Raw genomic sequence first — 26,216 nt, 5'->3', positions numbered from 1 at the left:
CCCGCACCGACAGTGCGAGAACGCGACGGGCGTGAAACGGGGTCGTCAGTCATGGTCGTCACCGTGGAGTCGAACTCATCCTAAGTGGATACACGTAACACTTAATGGTTCCGAATATTCATGCATGTCACTCGGGGCCTGAAACGCCCGAATTCGGCGTTCTCGGGCTTATTTGGTGTGGGTAAGAAAATGCAATAAATGTTGGTGTGTTAGTTTGTGTCACTATATGGATTTCACACTTGCTGGCCGCTCTAACGGGATTATACGTCGGTATCGCAGGTGAGAATTATTAACTCGATATCGAGTGACTGTCTCGATGAGGAGGTGGTCGAGACTGTCGTTCGACGACCTCGGTTTCGACTGGAGCGGGATAGGACATGATGTAGTAGTACGTAACAAATTTCCGCGGGCGCAGACTCGGCGGGTCGATGGGCGGCGGACCGGTGGGTTTTACGCGCGGGCGTTCGACTCCCCGTACGTATGAGCGACGAGTTCAGGACCGAACGGGACAGTCTCGGTGAGATGGAAGTTCCGGCCGACGCCTACTGGGGGGCACAGACCCAGCGAGCGATACAGAACTTCCCCATCAGTCAGGTCACTTTCGGCCGTCGGTTCGTCCGGGCCCTCGGCGTCGTCAAGAAGGCCGCCGCGCAGGCCAACCGCGACCTCGGGACGGTTCCCGAGGACAAGGCCGAGTGTATCATCGAGGCCGCCGACGAGGTCATCGCGGGCGACCACGACGACCAGTTCCCCGTCGACGTGTTCCAGACCGGGTCGGGGACATCCTCGAACATGAACGCCAACGAGGTCATCTCGAACCGTGCCACGGAACTGTACGGCGGCGAAATCGGGACGCGCGAGATTCACCCGAACGACCACGTCAACTTCGGGCAGTCCTCGAACGACGTCGTCCCCACGGCGATGCACGTCGCCTCGCTGGAGGCCGTCGAGAAGGACGTGGTGCCCGCGCTGAAGAGCCTGCGCGACGCACTCGCCGCGAAGGAAGACGAGTTCGAGAACGTCGTCAAGACCGGGCGGACCCACCTGCAGGACGCGACGCCCATCATGCTCGGACAGGAGTTCTCGGGGTACCGCACACAGGTCGAGAAGGGCATCTCGCGCGTGCAAGACACGCGCAGTCGCCTCTCGGAACTCGCCCTCGGCGGGACGGCCGTCGGGACGGGACTCAACACCCACCCCGAGTTCCCCGCGAAGGCCGCCGAGTACATCAGTCAGGAGACTGACCTCGAGTTCCGCGAGGCCGACAACCACTTCGAGGCCCAAGCCGCCCACGACGCGATGTCGGAGGCCCACGGGGCCCTGCGGACCGTCGCCGGGTCGCTGAACAAGATTGCCAACGACCTCCGACTGCTCGCCTCCGGGCCGCGCAACGGCCTCGGCGAACTCGACCAACCGGAGAACCAGCCCGGGTCGTCCATCATGCCCGGCAAGATAAACCCGGTCGTCGCCGAAGCGGTCAATCAGGTCCACAAGCAGGTCGTCGGCAACGACGCCGCCGTCTCCGCCGGCGCCGCCGAGGGCCAGATAGACCTCAACCTCTACAAGCCGGTGCTGGCCTCGAACTTCCTCCAGTCGGCCCGCATCATCGCCAACGGGAGCGAGGTGTTCGCCGAGAAGTTCGTCGCCAAACTCGAAGCCGACGAGGAGTACTGCGCAGAGCGCGTCGAGCAGAGCATGGCGCTGGCGACGGCGCTCAACCCGGCCATCGGCTACGACAAGGCCAGCAAGGTGGCGAAGAAGGCCCTCGCCGAGGACAAGACCATCCGGGAAGTCGTCCTCGAAGAGGGGTACCTCGACGAGGACGAGGTCGACGAGGTGCTGGACCCGGCGAAGATGACCGAGCGCGGCATCCTCGGGGACGAGTAGGGAGAAACCGAACCCCGTTCGGTTTCTCCGGAAAGCGCAAACGGCGAGCGACAGCGAGCCGTGAGCAGCGAGGGCCCGAACGGGGTGAAGGCCCTCGAAAAAGCGACGCGGTGAACGAAGTGAACCGCGAGAGTAGCGAGGGGCGCATCTGTACGGAACGGCCCTCGACGCGGCACGGTTCCCGGCGAGACTCGGGCGGGGGCGACCGAGCACTGGTCCGGTTAGACCCGGCCTGACCGCCGCCCCGTTCAGCCGTCGTCGACCGTCAGCCACCACGGCGGCGAGACGCCGGTTTCGCCGATGTTCCGGTACCAGAACCCGTAGCTGACCGTCTCGGTGTCCGTCCGGTAGCGCACCTCGAAGCGGTGGACGAGTCCTTCGGGGTCGACGAGGAACGAGACGGTGTACGACTGGACCTCCTCGCCGGAGGGCGGCGTCCCGTTCCATCCGGTCACGCGGAAGAACACGTCGCCGTCACGTTGTACTCGTCGGGTCCGACTCTCCCGAACTGTAACGTAGCGCTCTATGTAGAACGTCGACTCGTAGGCGAACTGGTCCTTCGTGAACCGGAGCGTCCCCGACGTCTCGGTGACGCTGTCGCCGGCCCGGCGCTCGTACCACTGCTCCCCGTCGGCGAACGTCGTCTGCTCGTACTGTTCGAGCGTCTCGTTGTGGCGATACCGCTGGCGGTGCAGGCGGTGGAGATACCGCCGCGGGCCGGCGACCCGCGTGGCCTCGTTCCGGACGACGGTGACGGTGCCGTTCGGCGTCTCGCCCGTCCGCTCGAACCGTTCGTAGAACGTGTACGAACGGTTCCACAGCGCCGTCCGGTGGTCCGCCGCCAGCGTCTGGACTCGCAGGACACCGTCCGTGCCGATGCCTGCCGGCGGCTCCGTGGGTGTCGGCGTCGGCGACGCGGGAACGGGCGCTGGCGTGACGGTCGACGACCGGTCCGCTCCCTCGCCGAGGTCGGCGAGGCCGCTACACCCCGCCGTAACCACGAGCAGACCCGCGAGGAGTGCGAGGTGTCGAGGCACACGACAGGATGGGGCGGAGCGGGCAAAAGTCCGAGGGGCGGAAGGGAGCGTTTTTTGGCCCCCGGTCACGGACACGCTGACAATGACTGCTGCCGACTTCGACTACGAGGATTTGGGGCTCGTGGCCGGGCTGGAGATACACCAGCAACTCGACACGGCCACCAAACTGTTCTGTAACTGCCCGACGGAACTGCGGGAACCGGAGGCGTCCGAGCGCTCGTTCACGCGGTACCTCCACCCGACCAAGAGCGAACTCGGCGAGATAGACGACGCGGCCTTAGAGGAGAGCATGGTCGACCGGGAGTTCGAGTACCTCGCCTACGACACCACCTGTCTGGTCGAGGAGGACGACGAACCCCCCCACCGGGTCGACCGCGAGGCCATGGAGACGGCCATGGAGATAGGCCAACTCATGGACATGCACGTTGTCGACCAGGTCAACGTCATGCGGAAAATCGTCGTCGACGGGTCGAACACCACCGGGTTCCAGCGCTCCATGCTGGTCGCCAACGACGGCGAAATCGAGACGAGCGACGGGCCGGTCGGCATCGAGGACATGCTACTGGAGGAGGAGTCCTGCCAGCGCGTCGAGGAGACGGACGAGGGCGTGCGCTTCTCGCTGGACCGCCTCGGCATCCCGCTGGTCGAAATCGGCACCAAGCCGGACATCCGCTCGCCCGAACAGGCCCGCGAGGCCGCCGAACGAATCGGGATGTTGCTGCGCTCGACGGGGAAGGTCAAGCGCGGCCTCGGCACCATCCGGCAGGACGTCAACGTCTCCATCGCCGAGGGCGCACGCATCGAACTCAAGGGTGTCCAGAGTCTGGACGACATCGACGACCTCGTCCGCAACGAGGTCCGCCGGCAGGTCGAACTCCTCGACGTCGCCGAGGAACTGCAGGCCCGCGGCGCGGCCGTCGGCGACCCGCAGGACGTGACCGAGACGTTCGAGGGCACCGAGTCGAGCGTCATCGGCGGCGCTCTCGACAGCGGCGGACGCGTGCAGGCGGTCCTGCTCTCCGGGTTCGACGGCCTCGTCGGCCGGGAGATTCAGCCGGACCGCCGCCTCGGGACGGAGTTCTCCGACCACGCCAAGCGCCACGGTGCGGGCGGCATCTTCCACACGGACGAACTGCCGGCCTACGGCGTCACCGAGGCCGAAGTCGAGGCGCTCCGAGAGGCGGTCGGCGCAGGCCCCGAGGACGCCGTCGCCCTCGTCGCCGACGACCCGGAGACGGCCGAACTCGCCATCGAAGCCGTCGTCGAACGGGCGGAGACGGCACTCGAGGGCGTCCCCGAGGAGACCCGGGACGCCCTCGAAGACGGGACTTCTCGCTACCTCCGGCCGCTCCCCGGCGCGGCCCGGATGTACCCCGAGACGGACGTGCCGCCGGTCGAACCCGACGTGAGCGAGGTCGAGACGCCGGAACTGCTCACCGAGAAGGTCGCCCGATACGAGGACGAGTTCGGCCTCGATTCGGGGCTGGCAGAGCAGGTGGCGTACGGCCAGCGCTGGCCGCTGTTCGAGGCCGTCGTCGCCGACGGCGTCGACGCGACGCTCGCGGCGGGCACCCTCGAATCGACGCTGACGGAACTGCGTCGCGACGACGTGCCGGTCGGGGCCCTCTCCGACGACCACCTCCGCGAGACGCTGGCGCTCGTCGACAGCGGGGAGGTACCGCGCGAAGGTATCGAGGAGTTGCTGACGGCGCTGGCGGAGACCCCCTCGCTCACGGCCGAGGAGGCCGTCGAGCAGGAGGACCTCGGCGGGGTCGGCGAGGACGAGGTCCGCGAGGCCGTCGTCGACGTCGTCGAGCGTCACGAGGGACAGGTCGCCGAGGAGGGGATGGGCGCGTTCTCGGCGCTCATGGGCGAGTGCATGGGCGCGCTCCGTGGGAAGGCCGACGGCGACACGGTCAGCGACGTCCTCCGCGAGGAGATACAGAAGCGGGCCTGAAATACACGCTCGAAGACAGTTCGAGCCGGTACACTTCTATCCCCGCCGCACGTACCTGCGGTATGTACGATATTGGGGGTCTCCTCCCGGTCGATACTCTCGACCCCGGGTCGACGGTGCTGGTGGTCGGCCCGCCGATGACCGGGAAGCGGACCCTCACGACGCGACTGCTCGCGCGCGGCTTCGAAGACGGGGAAGCCGTCGCCGTCGTCTCGACGGACACGAGCGCTGACGAGGTGCGGGACTCGCTGAGCGAGTCCGCGGGTCGGCCGACCGATGACCTGCCGCTCGGCGTCGTCGACTGCGTCGGCGACGCTCACGGGGACGTCGGACTGGGGCCGCTGGACAGTCGCGTGAGTTCTCCCGCAGACCTGACGGGCATCGGGATGGAACTGACTCGTCTGCTCGAAACCCTCTACACCGACCACTCGACGCGGATTCGCTTCGGACTCTTCTCGCTGACGACGATGTCGCTGTACGCCTCCCCGGAACAGGTGGTCAGATTCCTCCACGTCGTCACCAACCGTATCAGCGACGCCGACGGCGTCGGGTTCGTCGTCGCTCACTCCAACACGATGGACCCCGAACACCTCCAGCGCCTCCGGTCGTTCGTCGACGGCGTCGTCGAGGTCAGGGAGGCCGAGGGCCGCACAGAACTGCGCGTCCGGGGCATCGACTCTGGGACGACCGAGTGGGCCGCCTTCGACCCGACGGGCGGTGAGGTCGCTCCCCCCGAGAAACCGGGTCCGGTTTCGACTGCCGACGTCACGGTCCCCGACTCGCTCCGGTCGGTGCTGGAGTCGGTGCGACGGGACTCGCCGACACTGACGGTGTGTAACTACGACGGCCCTCCGGAGACGCTCGCAGTGGTCGAACGCTACTTCGACCGGCACGGGGTGGCCGTCCGCGAGGCGTCGCTGGACGTGGCCGAACCCAGCTCTATCGCACTCCTCCACCACGGGGACGACCTCCTCGCGAGCGAGACGGTACCGTCGTTGGCGGCGGCCATCGACATCGAAGGGGAGGACGCCGACGACCCCTTCGCGAGGCGTCGGACCAGCGACCTGCTGACGCAGTTGGACCGCTCGGTGTTCGGGGCCGCTTCGGCGGATACGTCCCTGCTCCTCGACGTGAGCCACACCATCGAACTCCTCGCGAACCGCGTCGGGTCGGGACGGCTACACGCGGGATTCCAACAGCTATCGCGCTTGGTCGACGACCCGCAGAGCGCCCGCATCTACGAACGACTGGCCGACAGCGGCATCGACGTGCACGTCTACGGGGAGGGCGACGTCGACGCGACGCTCCCGGGCGTCACCGTCCACGCCGGGGACGACACCGAACTGACCGAATCGTGGTTCGTGGTCTTCGACGGCGCTGGCGACGCCGGACGACCGGCGGCGTTGCTCGCCGTCGAACGGGGGGAGAGCAGCGAGTTCGAGGGGCTCTGGACCTACGACCGGGACATCGTCCGGCGACTCGACGCGTACCTCGCGGAGACGTACGCCGCCTCGGACGGCACCCGCGGCCGAGAACCGGCGACCGACTGATTAGGTCGGACCGCCAGCGTCTCCGTCTGCGTCTGTCTCGCCTCCTGTCCGGTCGATTCGCTGTCGTGCCCGTCGGAACAGCCCTCTGAGCGTCCGCGTCTCCCGACCGGTCGGGTGGGCCCGCCCCAGCACCCGGCGGAACATCCGCTGGGTCTTCGGCCGCTTCTCCGCCGGATGACCGATAGTTTCGAGGAACCGCTCAAACTCGCCGTGTAGCCCTTCGACCGACCGCTCGTCCGCTCTGGCGTGGAGTTCCTCGGGGTGTTGGTCGCGCTCTACGGTCACCGTGCGGAGCTCGTACAGGACGATGGTGGCGGCCTGTCCGAGGTTCAACACGGGGTAGTCTGCGCTCGCCGGAATCGAGCAGACCTCGTCGAGACGGGCGAGTTCGTCGTTCGTGAGGCCGACACGTTCCCGACCGAAGACGACGCACGTGTCGCTGTCGACGCCGGCCAGCGAGTCGGCCAGTTCAGCGGGCGTCTTCGCCGGATAGCGGACGTGGCTGGAGGGGTCCTCGTTCGTCGTCGCGGTGCAGGCGACCGTGTGGTAGTTCTCGACGAGGTGGTCGAACGTGACTTCGCGTGCCTCGGGCAGGATGTCCTCGCGGGCCTGACCGGCGAATCCGTAGGCCTCGCCGTCGCGGTCCAGTTCCGGCGGGTCCACGAGCAGTAACTCCGAGAGACCGAAGTTCTTCATCGACCGGGCGATGGTGCCGACGTTGCCCGGCGTCTCGGCGTCGACGACGGCGACGGTAATCATACGTCGAGGTCGCCGAGGTCCACGTCAATCGCGTCGAGGTCCTCCTCGTCGAACTGCTCGACTTCCTCTTCGAGCCCCGGGACCGCCTCGGAGCGGTCGGGCGCCTCTGGGAGCGCCGTGGGGTCCTCGTCGACGTGTTCGAGTCCCTCGTAGTCCTCGGGTGCGCGGTTGCCCGCGTCGAACCACGCGTGGAACGCGTCACCGAGTTCGAGTTCGCCGGCGTACGCCTCGCCGCCCGCCTCTCGGAACCAGTACAGGAAGTCCGGTTCGTGGGCGGAACAGAGCACGACTTCCCCCCGCGGTTCGCCGTAGATGACCTCTGCGACGTTACACTGGTCGACGTCGTCCTCCCCGTGGACGAGCCAACAGGCGTCACAGGGGTCTACGACCCGTTCTGCCAGCACGAGGATGCGCTGGCGCACCTCCGGTTCCATCGTCTTCAGCGGACGGACCTTCCCCTCGTCGTTCAGCACGTCCTCGTCGAACCGCCAACCCCGCAGTCCGATGTTGACCTTGGCCATACGCCGCCGTAGTCGGCAGCGAGACTAAAAGAGCGCGGTGTTGTGCCTACCCGAGGAGCAGGCGGAGCCACCGGTTGTTCTGGACGACCGAGAGGTCCTCCAGATAGCTGTCGAGGCCGAGGATGCGGCCGGCACCGAACGCGCCGAGGCCGAACAGCAGAGCGGCGTAGACGATGTGGTCGTCGACGACCCAGCCGTGGGCCACGGGGAGGCCGGCCAGCAGGCCGCCCTGTAGCGACGCGAGCCAGTAGAACAGCATCATCACGGCGCCCCAGAACGCGGCGAAACGGACCAGCGCGCCCAGCAGGAGCGCCAACCCGGCCAGCGTCAGGCCCAGCATGTTCAACCAGTCGATGAGCGGGTTCCCGGCCATCGCCGTGAACATCCCGGTGAAGGGGTTACCTTCGGGGATGGCGTTGGCGAGGAAGCCGGCCGCCGTCCAGTTGTTCTCCGGGTTCCCGTCGAGGTACGTGATGAGTTTCGTCACGCCGCCCTGGAACAGCGTCCAGCCCATCACGATGCGCAGGAGGAACAGCGAGTAGCCGACCCACGTCTCCGAGTAGTCGAATGTGACGTGCCGCCCGAGTATCTCCGATTGGAGTGTCTGTCTGGTACTCATGTCTAATAGTAGACTTTAATACGACATATATCTACGGGGTGTTTCTCGAACTTTGGGAAGCGAAACGTCAGATTATTCGATATAGAAACTCCCTATCGTGTGGATACGGCACAAGGTCGAGTGAAACAAACACCCTCATTCGGGGCCGGCGGCGAACTGGCGGTCGACCCAGTGCCGACTGTCCAGCGCCGCGACGCTCTCTTGTAACCGTTCGAGTCGCTCCCGTCGCTCCGACGGGTCGAGTTCGAGCGCCCGCTCGAGCGTGTCGGCGATGCCGGCGATGTCGTGGGGGTTGACGGTCAGGGCTCCGTCGAGTTGCGTCGCGGCCCCGGCGAGTTCGCTCAGTACGAGGGCACCCTCGCCGTCGACGCAGGCCGTCGGGTACTCGTGGGCGACGAGGTTCATCCCGTCGCGGTGGGGCGTGACGAGGGCCACGTCCGCGACGCGGTAGAGGCCGTCTAGCGTCTCGGCGCTGAGTTTCCGCTCGGTGTAGGCTATCGGTTGCCAGTCGTCGGTGGCGTAGCGGTCGTTCACGTGCTGAATCTCGGCTACCACGTCCTGTCGATACCGGCGGTACGTGGCGATGCCCTCTCTGGTCCGACTGGCCTTCTGGACGTAGGTGAACGCCCCGCGGAGGTCCGGCCGCCGTTCCCAGAGGTGGTCGAGTGCGGCGATGCGTTCGGGAATCCCCTTCGAGTAGTCGAGACGCTCGACGCCGAGGACGAGGGGAATCGACGGGTCCGGAACCGTTTCGCCGAGGACGCGCCGCCGGACCGCCGCAGGGTCGGCCGCTTCGGCCCGTCCGCGGACGCCCTCGACGTCGATTCCGAGGGGGTTCGCTACGACGTGGGTAGACGCACCGTCGTAGTGGACCACGCCTCGGTCCTCGTCGACCGTCGCGTCGGGCAGCACGGCCGCCACGCACCGGAGGAACCGGGTGACGAACGTCTCCGTGTGAAAGCCCACGACGTCGCAGGCCAACAGGCCGTCGAGAATCGGTTCGGCGTGCGGGCAGTGACTGAACACCGACGGGGCCGGCCACGGGATGTGCCAGAAGTGGTGCAGGGTGGCGTCGGGGCGAGCCGTCCGCACCGAACGGGGGGCCAGTGCGAGGTGGTAGTCCTGAAACCAGACCAGTTCGTCGGCGTCGGTGACGCTCCGAACGGCGTCGGCGAACCGGTCGTTGACGGCGCGGTACTGCTCCCAGAAGGCGGGTTCGCCCCACATCCGTCCGGTGTCCTCGTGACAGAGCGGCCAGAGGACCTGATTCGAGTAGCCGTGGTAGTAGCCCTCGATGGCCTCGTCCGACAGCGGAACCCGTTTCAGCCGATAGGACGCCTCGCCGGGTGGGACGTCGACGACGCCGTCGTCGGCGACGGCCATGTCGGCGTCGCCGCTGGCCCACGCCACCCACGTCCCGCCGCGGGCGCGCATCAGGGGGTCGAGCGCACTGGTGACGCCGCCCGTGGCCTCGGTGACGCGGACGTCCTCGACGGGGCCGTCTACGGGGTCCGACACCCACTCGTGACTGTAGGGTTGGCGGTTCGAGACGACGACCAGCGAGTCCGGGAGTGTGTCGGCACTCGGCGCTTCCATCCTCGTGTCGTTGGACCGTATGGGCCTTGAGGTTGTCGTGAGCGTGGTAACTAACCGGTGAGTCGCCGCCATACAGGTGGTAGTAAGAGAAAGCTTATACCGGAGGCGTCAGAATACCTGACTGAAAGCCGAAAGGGCACCCGGGTAGGGGTACACGGACGTGCCATTTCGGCTCAACCCGGTTTATCTGGAACTTACCGCACAGCGACAGCTATGGAATTCGACACGTGGGAGCCCGTCTACGACGCCATCCTCGCCGACTTCGGCTACGGTCGGGACGGCGACGAACGGGCCCGTGACACACTGGACGCGTTGCTCGCCGACAGCGAGACGTACCGACCGGAACGCCTCGCTCTCGGGTCGAAGACGGTGGCCATCGCCGGTGCCGGGCCGTCGCTGGAGGCCGAGGCCGACCGCGCCGCCGACGCGGACGTGGTTCTCGCCGCCTCGACGGCCGCCGACCGACTGCGTGAGGCGGGCGTCTCCGTCGACTGCATGGTGACCGACCTCGACAAGAACCCCGAGACCGGCCGGGCACTCACCGAGTCGGGGACGCCGGTGCTGGTCCACGCCCACGGGGACAACGTCCCCGCCGTCGAGGACCACGTCCCGACGTACGACGCGGGGTTCGTCGTCCCGACGACGCAGGCCGCGCCCACCGAGACGGTCCACAACTTCGGGGGGTTCACCGACGGCGACCGGGCGGCGTTCTTCGCCGACCACTTCGGGGCCGACTCGCTCCGGTTCGTCGGGTGGGACTTCGACGACTCGTCACTCGGGGCCGAGAAACGGCGGAAACTGGCGTGGGCCGAACGACTCCTGTACTGGCTGGAACTCCGTCGCGGCGAGCGGTTCGCGGTCCTCGACGGGCGGCGGGACGCCATCGACCCAATCGTCAGTCCGCGGTAGTGCGGGTCCGGACGACGGTCAGGGTGCCAGCACGTCGATAGTCGCGTCGATGACCTCCCGGTCGGCCGCCCGCGGGAACGAGACGTTGATGGCGTCGACGCCGGCCAACGACTCGAACCGACCGATTTGGTCCCGACACTCCTCGGGGGTCCCCGCGACGGCGATGGCGTCCAACAGGTCGTCGCCGATGGCGTCGGTGGCACCGTCCTGGTCGCCGGAGGCCCACTTCTCGGCCACCTCGTAGGCCGTCTCTTCGTAGCCCTGTCTGGCGAGGGCGTCCCGGTAGTAGGTACCCATCCCGCCGATGTAGAAGGCGACGTGCTGGCGCGTCAGGTCACGTGCTCGCTCCCGGTCGTCGAGCGCACAGCAGGGAAGGGACAGGGTCACTCGCTGACTCTCGCGGTCCCTGTCACCCAGTTCCGTCCCTCGCTCGAAGTCGTCCAGTCGGTCTTCGAGGCCGTCCCGGGTCAGGAGGAGCGCGTGCCACCCGTCGGCGAACCGGCCGGCGAGTTCGACGGACTTCGGCCCGAGACCACCGGCGTCCACCGGCGGGACGGGGTCCGGCGGGTCACACCGCAGGCGGAACCCGGATAGCTGGAAGACGTCGCCGTCGTAGTTCACCGTCTCCCCGGCGAGCACCTGCTTGACGACGTCGATGGTCTCGCGGGTGCGGCGGAGCGGTCGCTCGAAATCGACGCCGTGCCACCCCTCGACGACGATGGGGCCGGACGGGCCGACGCCCAGTCGGAGGCGGCCCTCCGAGACTTCCTGCAACGTGGCCGCCGTCTGGCCGATGAGGGCCGGCGACCGGGAGTAGACGTTCATCACCGACGTCCCGATGCCCACGTCGTCGGTGTGTTCGGCGATGCTCGACAGGGTGGTGACGGCGTCCCGGCCCCACGTCTCCGGGAGCCAGACGCGTTCGTAGCCGGCGTCTTCGGCGAGTTGGCTCATCCCGACGAGCGTCTCGACGGAGGGCTGTGCGGCGACTGGGAGGTAGATGTCTCTGACTGTCATAGGTCTGGGGTCTCCTCTATCGGCGGCACGCCACGCGGCGACAGCGTCTGGCCGGTGACGAAGGATGCGGCGTCGCTGGCGAGAAACCGGACCACGTCCGCAATCTCCTCGCTGACGCCGACGTTGCGGTCCACGTCGTCGCGGTCGATTTCCTCGGCGCTGATGCCCATCTGCGATTCGAGGCCCGGCGTCGCGACGTACCCGGGTGCGACGCAGTTCACGCGCACGTCGTCGCCGGCCCACTCGTAGGCCAGCGAGCGCGTGAGGTTGACGACGGCGGCCTTCGAGGCGGCGTAGTGGCTCATGTACGGCGCGCCGTCCCGTCCGGCGACGCTGGCGACGTTGACGACGCTGCCGCCGCCGGCCAGATGGTCACTGGCCGCCTGCGCGCAGTTGACCGTCCCCGTGAGGTTGACGTCCACGACGGACTGCCACCCGTTCGGCGAGATGTCCTCGAACGACGCCACGAACGAGGCACCGGCGTTGTTCACCAACACGCCGAGGCCGCCGAACGACTCGATTGCCGCCTCGACCAGAGCCTCGACGCTGTCCCGGTCGCGGACGTCGCACTCGACGCCGATGACGTCTCCCGGGTGGTCCGCCGAGAGGGTCGCCGCCGTCTCGGTAATCTCTTCCTCGTCGCGCGAACAGATGGCCACGTCCGCTCCGTCGGCCGCGAACGTCGCGGCGACGGCCCGACCGATACCTCTCGACGCGCCGGTGACTACCGCTGGCCCCTCGACGCTGAACCTGTCCGGCATGGCCCGCACTCCGGCCGCGCGTGGCATAAACCCACAGGCGCGTCGGGGTCGCGGCGTGGAAACGGAGTTCAATCTCCCGACGGTTCTTTTCAGTCGGGAGGGCGTACCTGCCGGCATGTCGTTCGACCCGGACCGCGTCACCACGATAACCTTCGACTCGTACAGCACCATCGTCGACGTCGAGGCCGCGGAGAACGCGCTTCGAGAGCGGGTGCCGGACCCACGGCCAGTGTCCCGGCTCTGGCGCTCCCGGTCGCTCGCCTACACGTTCGTCGCCAACGCCGTCGACGCGTACAAGCCGTTCTACGAGATGAACCGCGACGCTCTCCAGTACGCGCTGGACGCCCACGGCGTCGACGTCTCCACCGAAGAGCGCGACGAGATTCTGGCCGTCTACCACGAACTCGACGTCTTCGACGACGTGCGCGACGGGATGGACCGCCTCCACGACGCCGGGTACGACCTTTACGTCGTCTCGAACGGCAACCCGGAGATGCTGGAGTCGATGGTCGACCACGCCGGCATCGGCGGCCTCCTCGAGGACGCGATAAGCGCCGACGAGATAGCGACGTTCAAGCCCGAGGCCGAACTGTACCGCCACGCCGCCGCCCGGACTGGGACGCCAATCGACGAAATCGCGCACGTCACCGCGGGCTACTTCGACGTCTACGGCGCGATGCACGCCGGGATGCAGGGCGTGTGGGTCAACCGTGACGACGGCCCGTGGGACTCCTTCGCCGGCGACCCCGACCTGACCATCGGGTCGTTCCACGACCTCGTGGACGAACTGGCATAGCGAAGCGTCGTAGCGGGGACTCGGCTACGCCTCGGCGGACTCGGCCATCTCCCGGAGGCGTTCGATGCGGTCCTCGGTGCGGGGGTGGGTCGCTCTGAGCGCGGCGCGCGCCTTTCGAATCGGCTTTCGGGCCGACCAGAACAGCGGTTCCCGGGGCCACGACGGGTCGTAGCCGACCGTCCGCTCGTCGTCCGGCGGGACGATGCCGAACGCCGCGTGCGTGGTCGTCCGCAGGTCTTCGTTCGGCGCTCCGGTCCCGTCCTCCAGCGCCTCCAGTGCGCTGGCCAGCGCCGCCGGGTCACCGGTCGCCGCGACGGCCCCCCGGTCGGCCGCGAGTTCGCGGGTCCGCGAGAGCCACGCGACCAGCAGTTCGCTGACCGTCGCCCCCCAGAGTCGGGTCGAATCGTCTGCGTCGTCCGCCTGCACGACGAGCGGTTTCGAGGCCAGCGTCAGGACTGCGGCGTCCCTGTTCGAGAGATGCGCGAGTTCGTGAGCGACGACCGCGCGCAGTTCCCTGTCGTCTAACCTATCGACCGCCCTGCCGGAGAGGACGAGCGTCGACGACGAGGGACGGGTTCCGACGGTCATCGCCCCGCCGACGTCGGCGTCGGTCACTCGAACCGTCGGCGGCCGGCAGTCGACCTGCTGTGCGAGTCGCTCGACGGTCCGGACCAGGCCCGGACTCGCGGGCTCCGTCTCGACGTCGGCGAGTATCGATTCGCCGCCGCTCACCGACAGTCGCCACACGTCCCGGAGGATGACACCCGTCCCTACGACAGTTCCGAGGACGACGGTGACCGCGAGCCACTCCGGCGGTATCGAGGCCACCGTGGTCACGTTCTCGACGGCGATAGCGACCAACAGGAGTAGCTGAAGCGTCATCAGTAGACCGCCCACCACCGCGAGCACGGGCACTACGAGCACAACGAGGGCGAGAACGGCGAGTATCACGACCATCCGCAGGCGCAACCCCCACGCTCCCCGGACCATGTCCGGCCCACCGACGCCGACGCAATAACGCTGTGGGGTTCGCGGCCGCTCAGACGCGCCGCGAGAGCGACGCCCGTATCTCGCCGGCCAGTTCGCGGTGGCCGTCCTCGGCGAGGCTGTCGGCGACCACTTTCGTAGCGGCCGCCGACCCGCCCAGATACAGGGCGCCGCTCGACTTCTCTACCAGCACCACGTCCACCACGTCCGCGACGGCCCGGACGCTCGCCGCTTCGTCCTCGGCGAGGTCACCGAGCAGGAAGGTGAGCGTCGCCCCATCCTCGGTGTCGCCGGCCAGCGTCTCGCCGAGCGACTGGTTGCGCTCGACCTCTCTGAGGGTCACGTCGGTCAGTTCGGCGACGGTCGGGCCGGCGTCGGTCTGTGGCCGCACCGTTCGTTCGTCGCCGAGTGCGTCGGCCACCCGGACCACGTCGTGGGTCTCCTGCGTGTCGTGGGTGCGGATGATGTGGGACCCGCGTTCGGCCTCCATCGTGGCCGCCGCGAGGCTGACGGCCAGTTGGTCCTCCGTCTCCGGGCGGCCGGCGAGGTCGCCGAGGAAGTCCTCGCGGTTGGTCGCGGTGAGCATCGGTCGGCCGAACGCGCGGAACTCCCGCAGGCGGCGGAACATCTCCCAGTTGTCCTCGAACTCCTTGCCGTCGTACCACCCGCCGAAGGCCGGGTCGATGATGGTCTGGTCGGTGAACCCGTCCCGTTGCAGGGCCTCGAACAGTTCGTCCATCGTCTTCAGCGCGCCGGGCGCAGAGAGGTCCGGCGGACTCGCCATCTTCACGACCGGCATGTCGTGGGCCTCGACGACCGACCGCATGTCCGGGTCCGCGAAGCCACAGACGTCGTTGATGAGGTCGAACCCGTAGCCGATAGCCTCCTCGGCCACCTCGGCGTAGCGCGTCTCCAGCGAGAGGGGCACGTCGGCGTCGAGTTCGTCCACGAGCGGTGCGACCTCCGCCAGTCTGTCCAGTTCCTTCTCGACGGGCTTGGACTCGTACTTCGGGTTGGCCGACTGGAGGCCGACGTCGACGATGTCCGCCCCCGCGGGGACGAGGGTCTGTTCGATGGCCTCGGCGGCCTCGGCCGGGTCGAGATAGACGCTCGGCTCGTACCCCGAGTTCGAACTCATGTTCAACACGCTCATGACTCGCGTGGGGTGGCCGTCCCCCACCGGGAGGCCGTCGATGTCGACCGTGCGCATAGCCGGGACTCAGGACTGCTCGCACATAGTCCCTCCACTTCCGGTGGTCCCTTGGGTGGAACGTTCGGGGTGGCTAACCCGGCGGATGAGATACCGTGTGGACTGACAGTTTTATTTAGCCCTCCCGCTTAGCCGGTGAGTGTGTCGACGCCGGAACGGGACATCGAAGCGGTTCTCGACGAGTCCGGGCCCGACCACGACGGGTTCTCCTTCGAGACGCCGGGCGGTGGCCACCAGAGCGACGTGTATCTGGTGACGCTCGACCACGGCGGCGAGCAGTACGAGGTGGTGGTGAAGTTCAAACCGGCGGGTGACGTCCCCTTCGCCGTCGAACCCAAACTCCACGAGTACGTCGCCAACCGTACCGAGGTGCCCGTGCCGCGCATCCTCGTGTTCAAGCAGGACCCCGCCGTCGACGTGCCCCCCTACTTCGTCACCGAACGCGTCCACGGCCAGAACCTCGCCGAGGAGTTCGCCGGTCTCTCGACGGCCCACCGACAGCGGGTCATGCGGCAGGCCGGCGGCGTCCTCGGCGACATGCACTCCGAAATCGGATTCGAGGCGTTCGGTCGACTGGACCTCCACGACGGCCGTCTCATCGTCCGCGACTGGATGGGGAGTTGGCGGGAGTACTTCGAACAGCTCACCCGAACCCACATCGCTCGACTGGACGACACCCGGTTCGAGGACGTCGCGGACCGGGCGGCGGGCCGCGTCGACCCGGCGTTGGACGTCGTCCCCGAGGACGGCGTCCCCCGACTCGTCCACGACGACTTCCGCCCGGCGAACCTCCTGTTCGACGCCGAGGACGAGGCCCCGATTACGGCCGTGCTGGACTGGCAGGACGTCCTCGCGGCCCTGCCGGAGTACAACCTCGCACAGACGGAGTTCCTCTTTATCGACTCCTCGTTTAGCGACCCGGAGATACGCGAGACGCTCCGCACAGAGTTCCACGAGGGCTATCGCTCGCACCGCCACATGGCCTTCGAGGACGGGTACGCAGAGCGCCGGCCGCTGTACCAGCTCTCGACCCTGCTGTGGCGGATGGCGGGGTTCGAGGCGGCCTTCGCGGAGTCGTCCGGGCTGGCACGGGCGCGCGCCGAGGCCCAGTACCGCCAGCAGTTCGAGCGCCTCATCGAGGCGATTCCGTCCTGAACGTCGGCACGGCGCTCGGTCGCGCCACTCGAACCGGCCGGCGTCGGTTAGACGCCCACTCCGGGGTTTGCAGAGAAAAATACGCCGCCGAATCGGCCACAAGATTCAGCAGGTTTAACTCGCCGCTCCGTGCACTCACCCGCATGACAGTGGTCCCCTCCTGTCGAATGCACTCTCCACGCGCCGCCTTCCAAACGAACGTTCGGTCGATACGGGCGGAGCGATGCGTCGCGTAACGCTCCTCGCACTCGTCGTCCTCGCCACCGCCGTCCCGATGACCGCGGCCGGCGCTGGCGTCAACGCGTCCGTCACCGGAGTAGCCGTCTCGCCATCCGGCCCCGCTCCCGGCGAGACCATCACGTTCACGCCGACGATACGGAACCTCCAGAGCAGCAGCGACCCCTTGGCGATTCGGGACGTCGCGCTCCGTCGGGCCGGCGGGGGCGGTGTCACGGAGTACGCCCGGGTTCGAAACGTCGGGACGCTCTCGCCGGGGGCCGAGATACGTGTCCCCCTGACTCACTCCTTCGAGTCCGAAGGGACGCGGGACCTGCGCGTCTTCGTCTACGCCTACAACCCCAACACGGACGAGTCGGTCCAACTCCGATACCCCGTCTCGGTGTCCGTCCGCGAGCGCCACCCCCAACTGGACGTCCGGGCCAACGACTCCGTCGCCGGCGTCCCGTCCTCCGGGACGGTGACGGTCGCTAACGGCCTCGACACCGACGTCTCGAACGTCGAGGTGACCGTCTCCGGCGACGGAGTCACCATGCTCGAAGAGCGGACCGTGCTGGCGTCGCTCCCACAGGGAGAGACGGCCACCGCACCGTTCCGATTCCGCCCGGAGAGCGAGGGCCCCCACGAACTCCGGGCGACGCTCTCCTACACCGTCGCCAACGACACCGAGCGGACGGTGACCCGGACGACGACGGTTCGAAGCGACCCGCTCAGAGAGGGCGTCGTCCTCGACGCGACGGGCGTGGGGAGCGGTGACGACCGAGCGTTGGCCGTCGACGTACTCAATCAGGGGAACGCTCCGGTAGCGAACGTCGTCGTCACGGCGTCGTCCGAGAACGCGACGTTCCGCCGCGCTATCGTCCAGACGATTCCCGCTGGGTCCTCGGAACGCGTGCGCTTGAACGTCACGATGTCCGAACCGCGGGCCGACGTCTCCGTCGACGCTCGGTACGAGGTCGGAACCGAACAGCGAACGGCGTCGACGACGGCGGTACTCCGGTCGGTACCGGGCGCAATCAGACTGACCGGCCTCTCGGTCGCCAGACAGGGCGGCGTGGTCCAGATTACCGGGAGCGCGAGCAACGTCGGGATGACGACGGCCGACAGCGTCGTCCTCAGCGTCGTGCCCACAGAGGGCGTCGAACCGGCGGAGCCGAACCGGGACTACTTCGTCGGCACCGTCCCGGCCAGCGACTTCGTCTCCTTCGACCTGACGGCCCGCACCGACGGGAACGTCTCGTCGGTGCCGGTCGAGGTGTCCTACCTCGTGGACGGCGACCGCAAGCGCCGGACGATTCCGGTGGCAATCGGCACGACCGGTGCCGACGCCGAACGAACGCCGACCGACCGGAGTAGCGGGAGCGGCCTCCTCCCCGTCGTCGCCGTGGGGGCTCTCGCACTCGTCGTCGTCGCGGTCATCCTCGTCCGCAGGTACAGGCGCGACGGCGAAGACGACGTCGAGATATGACGGTCATCGACGCCCAGAACGTCGTCAAGCGGTACCGGACCGGCGGCGAGACGCTGGAGGCCCTCGGCGGCGTCGACTTCTCGCTGTCGGCCGGCGAGTTCGTCTCCATCATGGGACCGAGCGGGAGCGGCAAGACGACCCTCCTGAACATCCTCGGACTGCTGTCGACGCCGACGGAGGGACGCGTCCGCCTGAACGGACGGGACGTGACAGACCTCGGCGACCGGAAGCGGACGCGCCTGCGAAAGCAGACCATCGGCTTCGTCTTCCAGCACTTCTACCTCCTGCCGACGCTGTCCGCCGTCGAGAACGTCGAGGTGCCCCGACTGTTCGACCGCGACCCGAACCGGGCCGCCCGCGCCAAGGACCTCCTGACTCGCGTGGGATTGGGTGACCGATTCGACCACCGTCCGGACGAGCTATCGGGCGGGCAGAAACAGCGGGTCGCCATCGCCCGGTCGCTCATCAACGACCCGGCCATCGTCCTCGCCGACGAACCGACCGGGAGCCTCGACCGGGACACCGGTCGCCAGATTCTCGACGAGTTCCGACGCATCGCCGACGAACAGGATGTCGCCATCGTCGCGGTGACCCACGACGAACTCGTCAACGAGTACGTCGACCGGACGGTCCACCTCGTCGACGGGACCGTCGGCAAGGAGGTACTCGATGCTTGACCCGCTGTACCGCCGCTTCCCGGCGGTGTTGATGGCGCGGCGGAACCTCACGCGGACGAAGATGCGGTCGCTACTGGCCTCGCTTGGCATCGTCATCGGGGTCATCGCCATCGCCTCGCTGGGGATGTTCGGCGTCGCCCTGCAGTACTCGTTCACACAGAACCTCGGTGACCTCGGTAACCAGGTGACGGTGTCGCCGAATCAGGACGCCGGGGTCACCAGCCTCTCAGAGCGCGACGTTCGGGAGATTCGGCGCGTCGCCGGCCCGGGCGTGACCGTCTCGCCGGTCAAACAGGGTATCGAACCCATCGCGTACGACCGTAAACGGAACACGTCGGAGTTCGTCTACGGACTGGAACAGCCAGCGGAGGTGTACAACGCCAGCGAGGGTCGCATCCCGGAACCGTTCCGCTCGGGGGTCCTCGTCGGCACGAGCGTCGCCGAGGAACACGACTTACACCCCGGCAGTACCATCGCCGTCAACGGGACCACGGTCCGCGTCCGGGCGGTCCTCGAATCGGGCGACGCCTTCTCGCAGCTGAACCCCGACAACCGCGTCATTCTGCCGGCCTCGCACTTCGACGAGCGCGGCTACGCGCAGGTGTACGTCACGGCCGACTCCGGGACGCAGGCCAACGAGACGGCGATGGCAATCAGGGGCGCGCTCAACGACCGACAGCAACGGGTGACGGTGAACGAACTCGGGTCGCTCGTGGATACCATCGAACAGCAGTTCCAGATAATCAACACCGTGCTGGTGGGTATCGCCTCCATCTCTCTGCTGGTGGCCGGCATCTCCATCCTCAACGTGATGTTGATGTCCACCGTTGAGCGCCGCGAGGAAATCGGCGTCCTCCGCGCCGTCGGCTACCAGAAGCGCGACGTGCTGAAGGTGATGCTGACGGAGGCCACGCTACTGGGCGTCGTCGGCGGTCTGGTCGGCGTCGTCCTCAGCCTCGGTGCCGGACTGGCAATCAACCACTACACTGTCGACGACGCGACGGCGGTGTTTCGCCTCGCCAACGCGTGGTACCTGCTCGCCGCCTTCGGGTTCGCCGTCGTGACCAGTATCGTCAGCGGCCTCTATCCGGCGTGGAAAGCGGCGAGTGAAGAACCGGTCGAAGCGCTGCGAGGCTAGGGCGTCGTCTCGACGCCGGGTTCGAGCCACGGTTCCGTGCGGCCGACGGTGACGGAGTCGAACTGCACCAGCCAGTCCTCGTCGCCGCGCTCGAACGCCTCCAGCGCGTCGCCCACCGTGTACGTCATGTCGCCGTCGGTACAGGGGAAGACGGCCTGCAACTGCGTGTCGTCGTAGATAGCCAGCGAGACGACGGGGAACACGACAACGTCGTCGACCCGGTCCAGACCGACGTAACTGCGCGTCCGTCGCTCGAAGGCCGGTTCCAGTGAGGAACCGTTCCGCTCCGCCCAGTCGCGGAACTCCTCGTAGGTCGCCAGCGCGCCCGAGCGTTTGTCCTCGGCCATCGTCCGGATGCGCTGCCACTCGCCCGCGACCATCGAGTCGGTGAAGACCCCGTTGGCTTCGAGCCGCTTGACTCGGTTCAGCACCTGCTGTTGGGCGTCGAACGTACCGTAGGTGTCTCCGCGAAGATACAGTTCCGCCCGGAGGTGTGTGTCCTCTGTCATGGTGCTCTCAGGGTGACCATCTCCTGACTGTGACTAAACTCTTTCCCAGATTCTCGTGTTCGTACAACTATATGATTTCACGAAGGAATTGCGAGGTATAGACCCTAGAAATGCAACAAAGAGTATATTTGGAGAAATCTGTTGTGGACTAAATTGACAACAAGCAACAACAATATTTCTGCGCTGGTCGATTGGACTTTCGTCCGACGTCGAATTTTCTCCCGTGTGACCACCGGGGAGTATCATCTGGTTGTCGGCGATGGCTCGGGAGAGACGGACCGCTGTCCGTCTCGTCTTCGGGACGGTTGGAAAAGGACCGGCTCGGTTAGTGGTTTGCCGCCGACGCGGCCGATGCAATCGCGTCGCTAGTCGTCCGCGCTCGCTTCCGCACCGTTCGCGACGACGTCTATCTCGCCGGCGTCGAGTTCCTCTTCGATTTCGCGGGCCGCCTGCACCATGTTCTCCATCTTGCCGTACGCGACTTCGCGGGGCAGGAGTTTCACGCCGCAGTCCGGGGAGACGGTGAGTCGCTCCGGCGGGACGACTTCGAGTCCCTTCTTGATGTTCTCCTTTATCTCCTCGACGGACTCGACTTCGGCGGTGTGGGCGTCCAGGACGCCCATCGCGAAGTCCTTCGTGAACTCGTGTTCCTTGAACACGTCCAGTTGGTCGAAGTCGCCGTTTGCGAGTTCGAGGTCGTACTCGTGGACGGGGTAGTCCAGAATCTCGGGGTAGATGCGGGAGTAGTCGCCGTAACAGACGTGGAGGCCGAGACGGACGTCGTCAGGAATCTCGTCGACGATGCGTTCGAGACACTCCCCGACGATGGCGTGGTCGTCGGGCGTCGTCGCCAGCGCCGGTTCGTCTATCTGGATGTAGCGCGCACCGGCGTCGACCAGCGCCTCTATCTCCTCGTTGACGAGGTCGGCCAGTTCGTAGGCCAGTTGCTCCTCGCTCTCGTATACCTCGTTGAACGACCAGTTCGCGAGCGTGTACGGGCCGGTAATCGGGACTTTGACGGGGCGTTCGGCCACCTCGTCGGTGAACTCGAACTCCTCGACCAGCCACTGTTCGCCGTACTCGACTTCGTCGGCGACCGACGGCTTGTCGAAGTAGTTGTGACCCCACACCTTCACGCGGCCGTTGAACTCGTAGCCGTCGATGCGGTGGGCGAAGTACTCGACCATCTCGTTGCGGCGCATCTCGCCGTCACAGATGACGTCCAGTCCACAGCGCTCGTGCTCGTGGGTGATGAGTCGCGAGGCGTCGTCCTTCGACTCCTCCCACTCCTTCTCGCCGAAGTCGGCGTCCTCGTCCTCGAACATCTCGCGGGCGCGGTCGTGCCACTTCGGTTTGGGGTAGGAACCGACGACGGTCGTCAGCAGGAAGTGGTCGTTCTCGTGATTCTCCGGTCGGAACTGCTCTCGTGGGCCAGTCATGCTTCCACCTCTTCGAGGTCGGCGGCGTTCGCAAGCGATTCGAGTTTGTCCGCGAACTTGTTGACGGGGAGATAGAACAGTTCGGTGTTCGCGGTGGCGTAGACGGTGTCGTACACCGTGTTGGTCTGCTGTTCGAACCAGTCGATGCGGTCGCGGATGGTCTCGGGGGACTCGACGAGCGTGTTCTGGCCGTCGACGACGCCCAGCGCCACGTCGTCCTTCGTCCCGTACTCCTGCACGTTGTAGACGTTGCTGTCGTGGTCGGAGACGAGGTCGAAGCCGATGGCGTCGACGTCCGCGTCCATCAGGTGCGCGTAGGTCTTCTCCTCGATTGCGCCCCAGTAGGTGTGGGCGACGACGTCGGCGTCGGTGGCGCTGGCGACGGCGTCGATGGCCTCGCTGACTCGTTCGTCCGTCCCGTCATCGGGGTCGTTCTCGACGAGCGACGGTTCCAGCAGGAACAGCGTCTCGACGTCGGGGAACTGGTCGACTTCGCCGGCGAGGAACTCCGCGATGGCGTCGAGGAACGCGGCCTCGTCGCCGTAGTGTTCGTCCGTCGCGAGGTCGGCCAGCGAGTACGGGCCCGGCAGGACCGCCTGCAGGCCGTCGTCGACCAGTTCGGCGGCCGCGTCGAGTTCGGCGGCGACGTCGCCGTCCGGCGTCAGGTCGCCCTGCACGACTGGCTCTCGGTAGAAGTTGTTGTTGTCGTAGTACCGGACGATGCCGCGGGTCTCGACGCTGTCGTGGACTGCCAGCGGGTGGGCGAGCATGTCGTCCCAGCGCAGTTGCCCCTCGACGACGCGCTCGAGGCCGGCCTCCTGTTGGAGCGAGACGACTTCCTCGCGGGCGCGGTCGTAGGCGTCGACGATTTCGGCGCCCTCGTCACCGCTGATGAGGTCGGTCTTCTGGTGACCCTTCAGGTCAGACAGTTCGTCCTTGGCCCAGTCCGGCAGCGGGAACAGGCCGGGTGTCGTGGCGACTATCTGTGTCATTGCACTCGGCTACGAAATGACGGGCTTTAATATTTCCTATTCAAGAAAATGCCTAACAGTAATCACCCTCGCTCGAAGCGAAGGACGACGAGCAGTTCGTACGGGTGCTTCTCGCTAGCGATACGCTCGCCGACTAGCCCACACTCGCGGGCGTACTCGCGGACCGCTTCGGGGTCGGTGAGGCTGCTGACGAGAAGGAGCGCCTCGCCGTCCGGCGCGAGGACTCGGCCGACCGATTCGAGGAACGGGTCGACGAGTCGTCGCCCGTCCTCGCCGCCCGAGAGGGCGTGTTCCATCCAGTCGTCCCACTCTTTCTCGGCGGGCGTCGGGAGGTAGGGCGGGTTGAACGCGACGACGTCGAAGGCGTCGTCTCGGAACGGGTCCACGAGGTTCCCGCGGACGGCCGCGACCCCCCGGCCCCGCGCCTGCCGACACGCGAGCGGGTTCACGTCCACGCCGACGGCGGCCGCACCCGCCTCGGCCATCGCCGCCGCGACGAACCCGGACCCAGTACCCACGTCCAGCGTCCGGTCGCCCTCCTCGACGCGTTCGCTCGCCGTCCGCGCGAGCAACGCGGAGTCTTCCGCAGGTTGATACACGGACTCGACGCCTCGCCGGTCGGCCAGCGCGGGACGGCCCGACCCGTTCGACTCCTCCTCGCTCATCGCTCACTCCTCCGGGTCGCCCACGTCGTGGGCCAGCGTGGCGAGGTCGGCGAAGTCCGCCGGGGTGAGGGTCCCGGCCCGGGCGCTCATCAGGTCCTCGTCGGCGGCCTCGACGACGGCGTCCGGGTCGCCCAGCCCCGAGATGTGGGCCGTGTTCCGGACGGCGTTGCGCATCGTCTTCCGGCGCTGGGTGAACACGGCCTTCAGGAAGTCCATGAAGAAGTCGTCGTCCGGCACGGTGTAGTCCGGTTCTCGGGGCGTCGTCCGTACGAGCGCGCTCGTGACGCGTGGCTGGGGGTCGAACGCCTGCTTCGGAACTGTCTCGACCACGTCGACGTCTGCGTAGTGGCCCGCGGTCACCGAGAGTCTGCCGTAGTCGTCGGTTCCGGGGTCGGCGGCCATCCGTTCGGCGAACTCCTGCTGGAACATCAGGACGAGCGGTCGCCCTTCGGGGAGGAGTCGGAACGCTATCTCAGAGGACGCGCCGTACGGGAGGTTCGAGACGCTCGCCGTGAACTCCGGCAGGTCCACGTCGAGTGCGTCCCCCTGAACGACGGTCAGGCGACCCGCCTCGATTTCGTCGGCGAACTCCTCGCGCAAGTGCGCCGCGAAGTCCGGGTCCCGTTCGACGACGGTGACCCGGTCCGCGACGGGTAGCAGACGGTCCGTGAGCGCACCCGGGCCGCCACCGATTTCGAGGACGTGCGCGAGGTCCATCCCCGCGTCGACGGCGTACGTCGGGATGCGGTCGAGGACCCGGTCGTCGACGAGGAAGTGCTGGTCCTGTCGGGTGTCGGCCCGTTTGCCCGCCCGGCGGACGAGGGCGTCCGGGTCGCGACTCCCTGTCGGCGTCTCGGTCATTGTGACTCCGTAGACGGTCGGCGGTTGAAAAGCGCGCCTACTCGGACCGCGTCGCTACGAGGGCCGTTCTACTCACGGGTCGCTTCGCACCCCGTTCGGACGGGCCGAGGACTCCCCGCAGTCGTCCTCGCGTCACTCACCCTCGCCTTGCTCGCTCCGGCGAACGAACAACCGATACTTCAGGTCGTCCTCGCGAAGTTCTTCGAGGATGCGCTCGACGAGGACTTCCCTCGGGTTGTGGAGGCCGCTGACTCGGTCCTCTAACTCCTCGAAGCTCTCGAAGGGCTTGCGCTTTCGCTCGTCGAGGATGGTGTTGCGGAGTTTCTTCCCGATGCCCGGCAGGAGGTTCAACTGGTGGAGGCGAAGCGTGATGGGCTGAGCGTCGTTGTAGAAGTCGACGAACCGCTCTTCGTCCGCCTCGACTATCTCTTCGACGGCGTACTCCAGTTCCGAGCGGGCACCGCTCGGCAGGTCGTCGAACTCTCGCTCCCGGACCCGACCGAACTCGGTCAGGTCGATACGGTCTCCGAAAGCGATGTCCGCGTCGTCCGAGAGTGTCAGTTCGTAGATGTAGAACTCCTCGATACCGAGGGCGTACGCGAGCGGTTCTTTCTGGTGTTGGGGTCGGTCGTCGTCGCTCCGCCCGTGTGGGAGGACATCGAGCACTGCCGCGACCATGTCGTCACTACCGCTCTCCGTGCTGCTCATGTACCGCGGTACGACGAGAACACACTTAATGGCGATGGATAGACAGGCTACGCCCGGTGGCCGTCACGGACTACTCAGGCGTACTGCTTGACGACGTCGAGAATGTCGTCGAGTTCGTCGCCAGACAGGGAGTATCGCTCCTGTGCGAAGACGGCGCGGAGTTCGTCCCGGTCGAGGGGACGGAGATTCGCAATCTTGTAGGCCGTCGCCTCGTCCACCTTCTCGAGTTCCTGCAGTTGCTCGACGAACTCCAGCGACTCCTCTGGGTCGAGGAGCGCGAAGCGGTTGACGTGTTCGATGGCACGCTTGAGTTCGTAGCGCATCTCGCGCTCCTCGTCGGCCGCCCGCTCCATCTCGAGGTCCGCGAGGATGTCTTTGGTCTCGGCGAGGGTCAGATACTCCTCGTCGACCTTCTCTTTGAAGATGGTCATCGCTCAGTTCTCTTGCCGGCGCAGGTGGGCGGGCTTGACGACGACCGTCTTCGGCTTGCCGCCGTCGACGATTTCGACCTTGTAGGCCGACCCCTGCTCGCCCTGCACGGTCCCGGTCTGCCCGTTGAATCGGGGGTGGAACCGACCGTCAGGTACCGAGGGGTCGATTTTCAGGTGGACCTTCTCGCCGGCTTCGAACTGCTCGACGGCGCGCTGGGGCGGCGAAGTACCACGGTCTCGGGGGTTGTTCTTGAGTTTGTCACGAGTTCCTTCGAGAGGGCCGTTCGAACTAGGCATTCTTGCTCATCGCTTGTCCGGTCGCCCTAATAA

26 protein-coding genes are annotated in these 26,216 nt (G+C 67.0%); 9 read left to right on the top strand and 17 right to left on the bottom strand.

Going from position 1 to position 26,216, the window contains the following annotated elements:
- Nucleotides 1-480 precede the first annotated feature (480 nt).
- Complete coding sequence (locus Hhyl6_RS02085) at nucleotides 481-1,887, top strand: class II fumarate hydratase (RefSeq protein ID WP_483737566.1); 1,407 nt, start codon at nucleotides 481-483, stop codon at nucleotides 1,885-1,887.
- Between the two features lie 248 nt (nucleotides 1,888-2,135).
- Here the strand turns inward: Hhyl6_RS02085 and Hhyl6_RS02080 are convergent, their stop codons facing one another.
- Complete coding sequence (locus Hhyl6_RS02080) at nucleotides 2,136-2,924, bottom strand: DUF7537 family lipoprotein (protein ID WP_483737565.1); 789 nt, start codon at nucleotides 2,922-2,924, stop codon at nucleotides 2,136-2,138.
- Nucleotides 2,925-3,006: 82 nt separating this feature from the next.
- Here Hhyl6_RS02080 and gatE point away from each other — a divergent pair, with 82 nt between their 5' ends.
- Nucleotides 3,007-4,881, top strand: a complete 1,875-nt coding sequence (gene gatE / locus Hhyl6_RS02075; protein ID WP_483737564.1) for a Glu-tRNA(Gln) amidotransferase subunit GatE — start codon at nucleotides 3,007-3,009, stop codon at nucleotides 4,879-4,881.
- A gap of 62 nt (nucleotides 4,882-4,943) precedes the next feature.
- Nucleotides 4,944-6,431 carry a DUF7504 family protein gene (locus Hhyl6_RS02070; RefSeq protein ID WP_483737563.1) on the top strand — a complete coding sequence of 496 codons (1,488 nt, stop codon included), beginning with the start codon at nucleotides 4,944-4,946 and terminating at the stop codon, nucleotides 6,429-6,431.
- On the opposite strand, the gene Hhyl6_RS02065 is transcribed toward Hhyl6_RS02070, so the two are convergent.
- From Hhyl6_RS02065 to Hhyl6_RS02050, 4 genes are all read right to left on the bottom strand, one after another.
- On the bottom strand, nucleotides 6,432-7,190 hold the full coding sequence (locus Hhyl6_RS02065; protein ID WP_483737562.1) for an RNA methyltransferase: 759 nt from the start codon (nucleotides 7,188-7,190) through the stop codon (nucleotides 6,432-6,434).
- Complete coding sequence (locus Hhyl6_RS02060) at nucleotides 7,187-7,711, bottom strand: DUF8114 family protein (RefSeq protein WP_483737561.1); 525 nt, start codon at nucleotides 7,709-7,711, stop codon at nucleotides 7,187-7,189. The genes Hhyl6_RS02065 and Hhyl6_RS02060 overlap by 4 nt, the downstream gene beginning before the upstream one ends.
- A gap of 46 nt (nucleotides 7,712-7,757) precedes the next feature.
- Nucleotides 7,758-8,330 (bottom strand): DoxX family membrane protein, encoded by a 573-nt coding sequence (locus Hhyl6_RS02055; RefSeq protein WP_483737560.1) that lies wholly within the window; start codon nucleotides 8,328-8,330, stop codon nucleotides 7,758-7,760.
- 135 nt (nucleotides 8,331-8,465) lie between these two features.
- Nucleotides 8,466-9,926, bottom strand: a complete 1,461-nt coding sequence (locus Hhyl6_RS02050; RefSeq protein WP_483737559.1) for an alpha,alpha-trehalose-phosphate synthase (UDP-forming) — start codon at nucleotides 9,924-9,926, stop codon at nucleotides 8,466-8,468.
- Between the two features lie 213 nt (nucleotides 9,927-10,139).
- Here Hhyl6_RS02050 and Hhyl6_RS02045 point away from each other — a divergent pair, with 213 nt between their 5' ends.
- Nucleotides 10,140-10,835 carry a 6-hydroxymethylpterin diphosphokinase MptE-like protein gene (locus Hhyl6_RS02045; RefSeq protein WP_483737558.1) on the top strand — a complete coding sequence of 232 codons (696 nt, stop codon included), beginning with the start codon at nucleotides 10,140-10,142 and terminating at the stop codon, nucleotides 10,833-10,835.
- A gap of 18 nt (nucleotides 10,836-10,853) precedes the next feature.
- On the opposite strand, the gene Hhyl6_RS02040 is transcribed toward Hhyl6_RS02045, so the two are convergent.
- Together Hhyl6_RS02040 and Hhyl6_RS02035 are read right to left on the bottom strand one after the other, a co-directional pair.
- Entirely contained in the window at nucleotides 10,854-11,852 is a 999-nt protein-coding gene (locus Hhyl6_RS02040) for a TIGR04024 family LLM class F420-dependent oxidoreductase (protein WP_483737557.1), read from the bottom strand.
- Nucleotides 11,849-12,613 carry an SDR family NAD(P)-dependent oxidoreductase gene (locus Hhyl6_RS02035; protein ID WP_483737556.1) on the bottom strand — a complete coding sequence of 255 codons (765 nt, stop codon included), beginning with the start codon at nucleotides 12,611-12,613 and terminating at the stop codon, nucleotides 11,849-11,851. Before Hhyl6_RS02035 ends, Hhyl6_RS02040 begins: the two co-directional genes overlap by 4 nt.
- Before the next feature lie 115 nt (nucleotides 12,614-12,728).
- Here Hhyl6_RS02035 and Hhyl6_RS02030 point away from each other — a divergent pair, with 115 nt between their 5' ends.
- Nucleotides 12,729-13,409, top strand: a complete 681-nt coding sequence (locus Hhyl6_RS02030) for a haloacid dehalogenase type II (RefSeq protein WP_483737555.1) — start codon at nucleotides 12,729-12,731, stop codon at nucleotides 13,407-13,409.
- Nucleotides 13,410-13,433: 24 nt separating this feature from the next.
- On the opposite strand, the gene Hhyl6_RS02025 is transcribed toward Hhyl6_RS02030, so the two are convergent.
- Nucleotides 13,434-14,399, bottom strand: coding sequence for a M48 family metallopeptidase (locus Hhyl6_RS02025; protein ID WP_483737554.1), 966 nt, complete (start codon nucleotides 14,397-14,399; stop codon nucleotides 13,434-13,436).
- Between the two features lie 49 nt (nucleotides 14,400-14,448).
- Nucleotides 14,449-15,606, bottom strand: a complete 1,158-nt coding sequence (locus Hhyl6_RS02020; protein WP_483737553.1) for a dihydropteroate synthase — start codon at nucleotides 15,604-15,606, stop codon at nucleotides 14,449-14,451.
- Between the two features lie 141 nt (nucleotides 15,607-15,747).
- Between Hhyl6_RS02020 and Hhyl6_RS02015 the strand changes: the two genes are divergently transcribed.
- From Hhyl6_RS02015 to Hhyl6_RS02000, 4 genes are all read left to right on the top strand, one after another.
- The gene (locus Hhyl6_RS02015) at nucleotides 15,748-16,761 is read left to right on the top strand and encodes a phosphotransferase family protein (RefSeq protein ID WP_483737552.1); all 1,014 of its coding nucleotides are present in this window, start codon (nucleotides 15,748-15,750) and stop codon (nucleotides 16,759-16,761) included.
- Between the two features lie 223 nt (nucleotides 16,762-16,984).
- Complete coding sequence (locus Hhyl6_RS02010; protein WP_483737551.1) at nucleotides 16,985-18,466, top strand: COG1361 family protein; 1,482 nt, start codon at nucleotides 16,985-16,987, stop codon at nucleotides 18,464-18,466.
- Nucleotides 18,463-19,143 carry an ABC transporter ATP-binding protein gene (locus Hhyl6_RS02005; protein WP_483737550.1) on the top strand — a complete coding sequence of 227 codons (681 nt, stop codon included), beginning with the start codon at nucleotides 18,463-18,465 and terminating at the stop codon, nucleotides 19,141-19,143. Before Hhyl6_RS02010 ends, Hhyl6_RS02005 begins: the two co-directional genes overlap by 4 nt.
- The gene (locus tag Hhyl6_RS02000) at nucleotides 19,136-20,281 is read left to right on the top strand and encodes an ABC transporter permease (protein ID WP_483737549.1); all 1,146 of its coding nucleotides are present in this window, start codon (nucleotides 19,136-19,138) and stop codon (nucleotides 20,279-20,281) included. The genes Hhyl6_RS02005 and Hhyl6_RS02000 overlap by 8 nt, the downstream gene beginning before the upstream one ends.
- Here Hhyl6_RS02000 and Hhyl6_RS01995 read toward each other — a convergent pair.
- The 8 genes from Hhyl6_RS01995 to Hhyl6_RS01960 form a co-directional block, all read right to left on the bottom strand.
- On the bottom strand, nucleotides 20,278-20,790 hold the full coding sequence (locus Hhyl6_RS01995) for an HTH domain-containing protein (RefSeq protein ID WP_483737548.1): 513 nt from the start codon (nucleotides 20,788-20,790) through the stop codon (nucleotides 20,278-20,280). The two genes, Hhyl6_RS02000 and Hhyl6_RS01995, sit on opposite strands and share 4 nt — an antisense overlap.
- A gap of 365 nt (nucleotides 20,791-21,155) precedes the next feature.
- Nucleotides 21,156-22,229 carry a methionine synthase gene (locus Hhyl6_RS01990; RefSeq protein ID WP_483737547.1) on the bottom strand — a complete coding sequence of 358 codons (1,074 nt, stop codon included), beginning with the start codon at nucleotides 22,227-22,229 and terminating at the stop codon, nucleotides 21,156-21,158.
- Nucleotides 22,226-23,221 (bottom strand): 5-methyltetrahydropteroyltriglutamate--homocysteine methyltransferase, encoded by a 996-nt coding sequence (locus Hhyl6_RS01985; protein WP_483737546.1) that lies wholly within the window; start codon nucleotides 23,219-23,221, stop codon nucleotides 22,226-22,228. The genes Hhyl6_RS01990 and Hhyl6_RS01985 overlap by 4 nt, the downstream gene beginning before the upstream one ends.
- 62 nt (nucleotides 23,222-23,283) lie before the next feature.
- Complete coding sequence (locus tag Hhyl6_RS01980) at nucleotides 23,284-23,886, bottom strand: HemK2/MTQ2 family protein methyltransferase (RefSeq protein ID WP_483737545.1); 603 nt, start codon at nucleotides 23,884-23,886, stop codon at nucleotides 23,284-23,286.
- Nucleotides 23,887-23,889: 3 nt separating this feature from the next.
- Nucleotides 23,890-24,747: a 16S ribosomal RNA methyltransferase A gene (locus Hhyl6_RS01975; RefSeq protein WP_483737544.1), complete on the bottom strand. Its 858-nt coding sequence runs from the start codon at nucleotides 24,745-24,747 to the stop codon at nucleotides 23,890-23,892.
- Between the two features lie 132 nt (nucleotides 24,748-24,879).
- Nucleotides 24,880-25,455, bottom strand: a complete 576-nt coding sequence (locus Hhyl6_RS01970; RefSeq protein WP_483737543.1) for a DUF655 domain-containing protein — start codon at nucleotides 25,453-25,455, stop codon at nucleotides 24,880-24,882.
- Nucleotides 25,456-25,529: 74 nt separating this feature from the next.
- A complete protein-coding gene (locus Hhyl6_RS01965) occupies nucleotides 25,530-25,886 on the bottom strand; it encodes an RNA polymerase Rpb4 family protein (RefSeq protein WP_483737542.1) in 357 nt (118 codons plus the stop codon).
- Nucleotides 25,887-25,889: 3 nt separating this feature from the next.
- Nucleotides 25,890-26,183, bottom strand: a complete 294-nt coding sequence (locus Hhyl6_RS01960) for a 50S ribosomal protein L21e (protein ID WP_483737541.1) — start codon at nucleotides 26,181-26,183, stop codon at nucleotides 25,890-25,892.
- Nucleotides 26,184-26,216 lie beyond the last annotated feature (33 nt).

The organism is Haloarcula sp. H-hyl6, from assembly GCF_056934455.1.
This window is presented reverse-complemented; position numbering and strand designations above follow the sequence as displayed.

Coding starts and splice junctions, on each gene's coding strand:
- Hhyl6_RS02085 (WP_483737566.1), top strand. CDS start 481: ATGAGCGACGAGTTCAGGACCGAACGGGACAGTCTCGGTGAGATGGAA.
- gatE (WP_483737564.1), top strand. CDS start 3,007: ATGACTGCTGCCGACTTCGACTACGAGGATTTGGGGCTCGTGGCCGGG.
- Hhyl6_RS02070 (WP_483737563.1), top strand. CDS start 4,944: ATGTACGATATTGGGGGTCTCCTCCCGGTCGATACTCTCGACCCCGGG.
- Hhyl6_RS02065 (WP_483737562.1), bottom strand. CDS start 7,190: ATGATTACCGTCGCCGTCGTCGACGCCGAGACGCCGGGCAACGTCGGC.
- Hhyl6_RS02060 (WP_483737561.1), bottom strand. CDS start 7,711: ATGGCCAAGGTCAACATCGGACTGCGGGGTTGGCGGTTCGACGAGGAC.
- Hhyl6_RS02055 (WP_483737560.1), bottom strand. CDS start 8,330: ATGAGTACCAGACAGACACTCCAATCGGAGATACTCGGGCGGCACGTC.
- Hhyl6_RS02050 (WP_483737559.1), bottom strand. CDS start 9,926: ATGGAAGCGCCGAGTGCCGACACACTCCCGGACTCGCTGGTCGTCGTC.
- Hhyl6_RS02045 (WP_483737558.1), top strand. CDS start 10,140: ATGGAATTCGACACGTGGGAGCCCGTCTACGACGCCATCCTCGCCGAC.
- Hhyl6_RS02040 (WP_483737557.1), bottom strand. CDS start 11,852: ATGACAGTCAGAGACATCTACCTCCCAGTCGCCGCACAGCCCTCCGTC.
- Hhyl6_RS02035 (WP_483737556.1), bottom strand. CDS start 12,613: ATGCCGGACAGGTTCAGCGTCGAGGGGCCAGCGGTAGTCACCGGCGCG.
- Hhyl6_RS02030 (WP_483737555.1), top strand. CDS start 12,729: ATGTCGTTCGACCCGGACCGCGTCACCACGATAACCTTCGACTCGTAC.
- Hhyl6_RS02025 (WP_483737554.1), bottom strand. CDS start 14,399: ATGGTCCGGGGAGCGTGGGGGTTGCGCCTGCGGATGGTCGTGATACTC.
- Hhyl6_RS02020 (WP_483737553.1), bottom strand. CDS start 15,606: ATGCGCACGGTCGACATCGACGGCCTCCCGGTGGGGGACGGCCACCCC.
- Hhyl6_RS02010 (WP_483737551.1), top strand. CDS start 16,985: ATGCGTCGCGTAACGCTCCTCGCACTCGTCGTCCTCGCCACCGCCGTC.
- Hhyl6_RS02005 (WP_483737550.1), top strand. CDS start 18,463: ATGACGGTCATCGACGCCCAGAACGTCGTCAAGCGGTACCGGACCGGC.
- Hhyl6_RS02000 (WP_483737549.1), top strand. CDS start 19,136: ATGCTTGACCCGCTGTACCGCCGCTTCCCGGCGGTGTTGATGGCGCGG.
- Hhyl6_RS01995 (WP_483737548.1), bottom strand. CDS start 20,790: ATGACAGAGGACACACACCTCCGGGCGGAACTGTATCTTCGCGGAGAC.
- Hhyl6_RS01990 (WP_483737547.1), bottom strand. CDS start 22,229: ATGACTGGCCCACGAGAGCAGTTCCGACCGGAGAATCACGAGAACGAC.
- Hhyl6_RS01985 (WP_483737546.1), bottom strand. CDS start 23,221: ATGACACAGATAGTCGCCACGACACCCGGCCTGTTCCCGCTGCCGGAC.
- Hhyl6_RS01980 (WP_483737545.1), bottom strand. CDS start 23,886: ATGAGCGAGGAGGAGTCGAACGGGTCGGGCCGTCCCGCGCTGGCCGAC.
- Hhyl6_RS01975 (WP_483737544.1), bottom strand. CDS start 24,747: ATGACCGAGACGCCGACAGGGAGTCGCGACCCGGACGCCCTCGTCCGC.
- Hhyl6_RS01970 (WP_483737543.1), bottom strand. CDS start 25,455: ATGAGCAGCACGGAGAGCGGTAGTGACGACATGGTCGCGGCAGTGCTC.
- Hhyl6_RS01965 (WP_483737542.1), bottom strand. CDS start 25,886: ATGACCATCTTCAAAGAGAAGGTCGACGAGGAGTATCTGACCCTCGCC.
- Hhyl6_RS01960 (WP_483737541.1), bottom strand. CDS start 26,183: ATGCCTAGTTCGAACGGCCCTCTCGAAGGAACTCGTGACAAACTCAAG.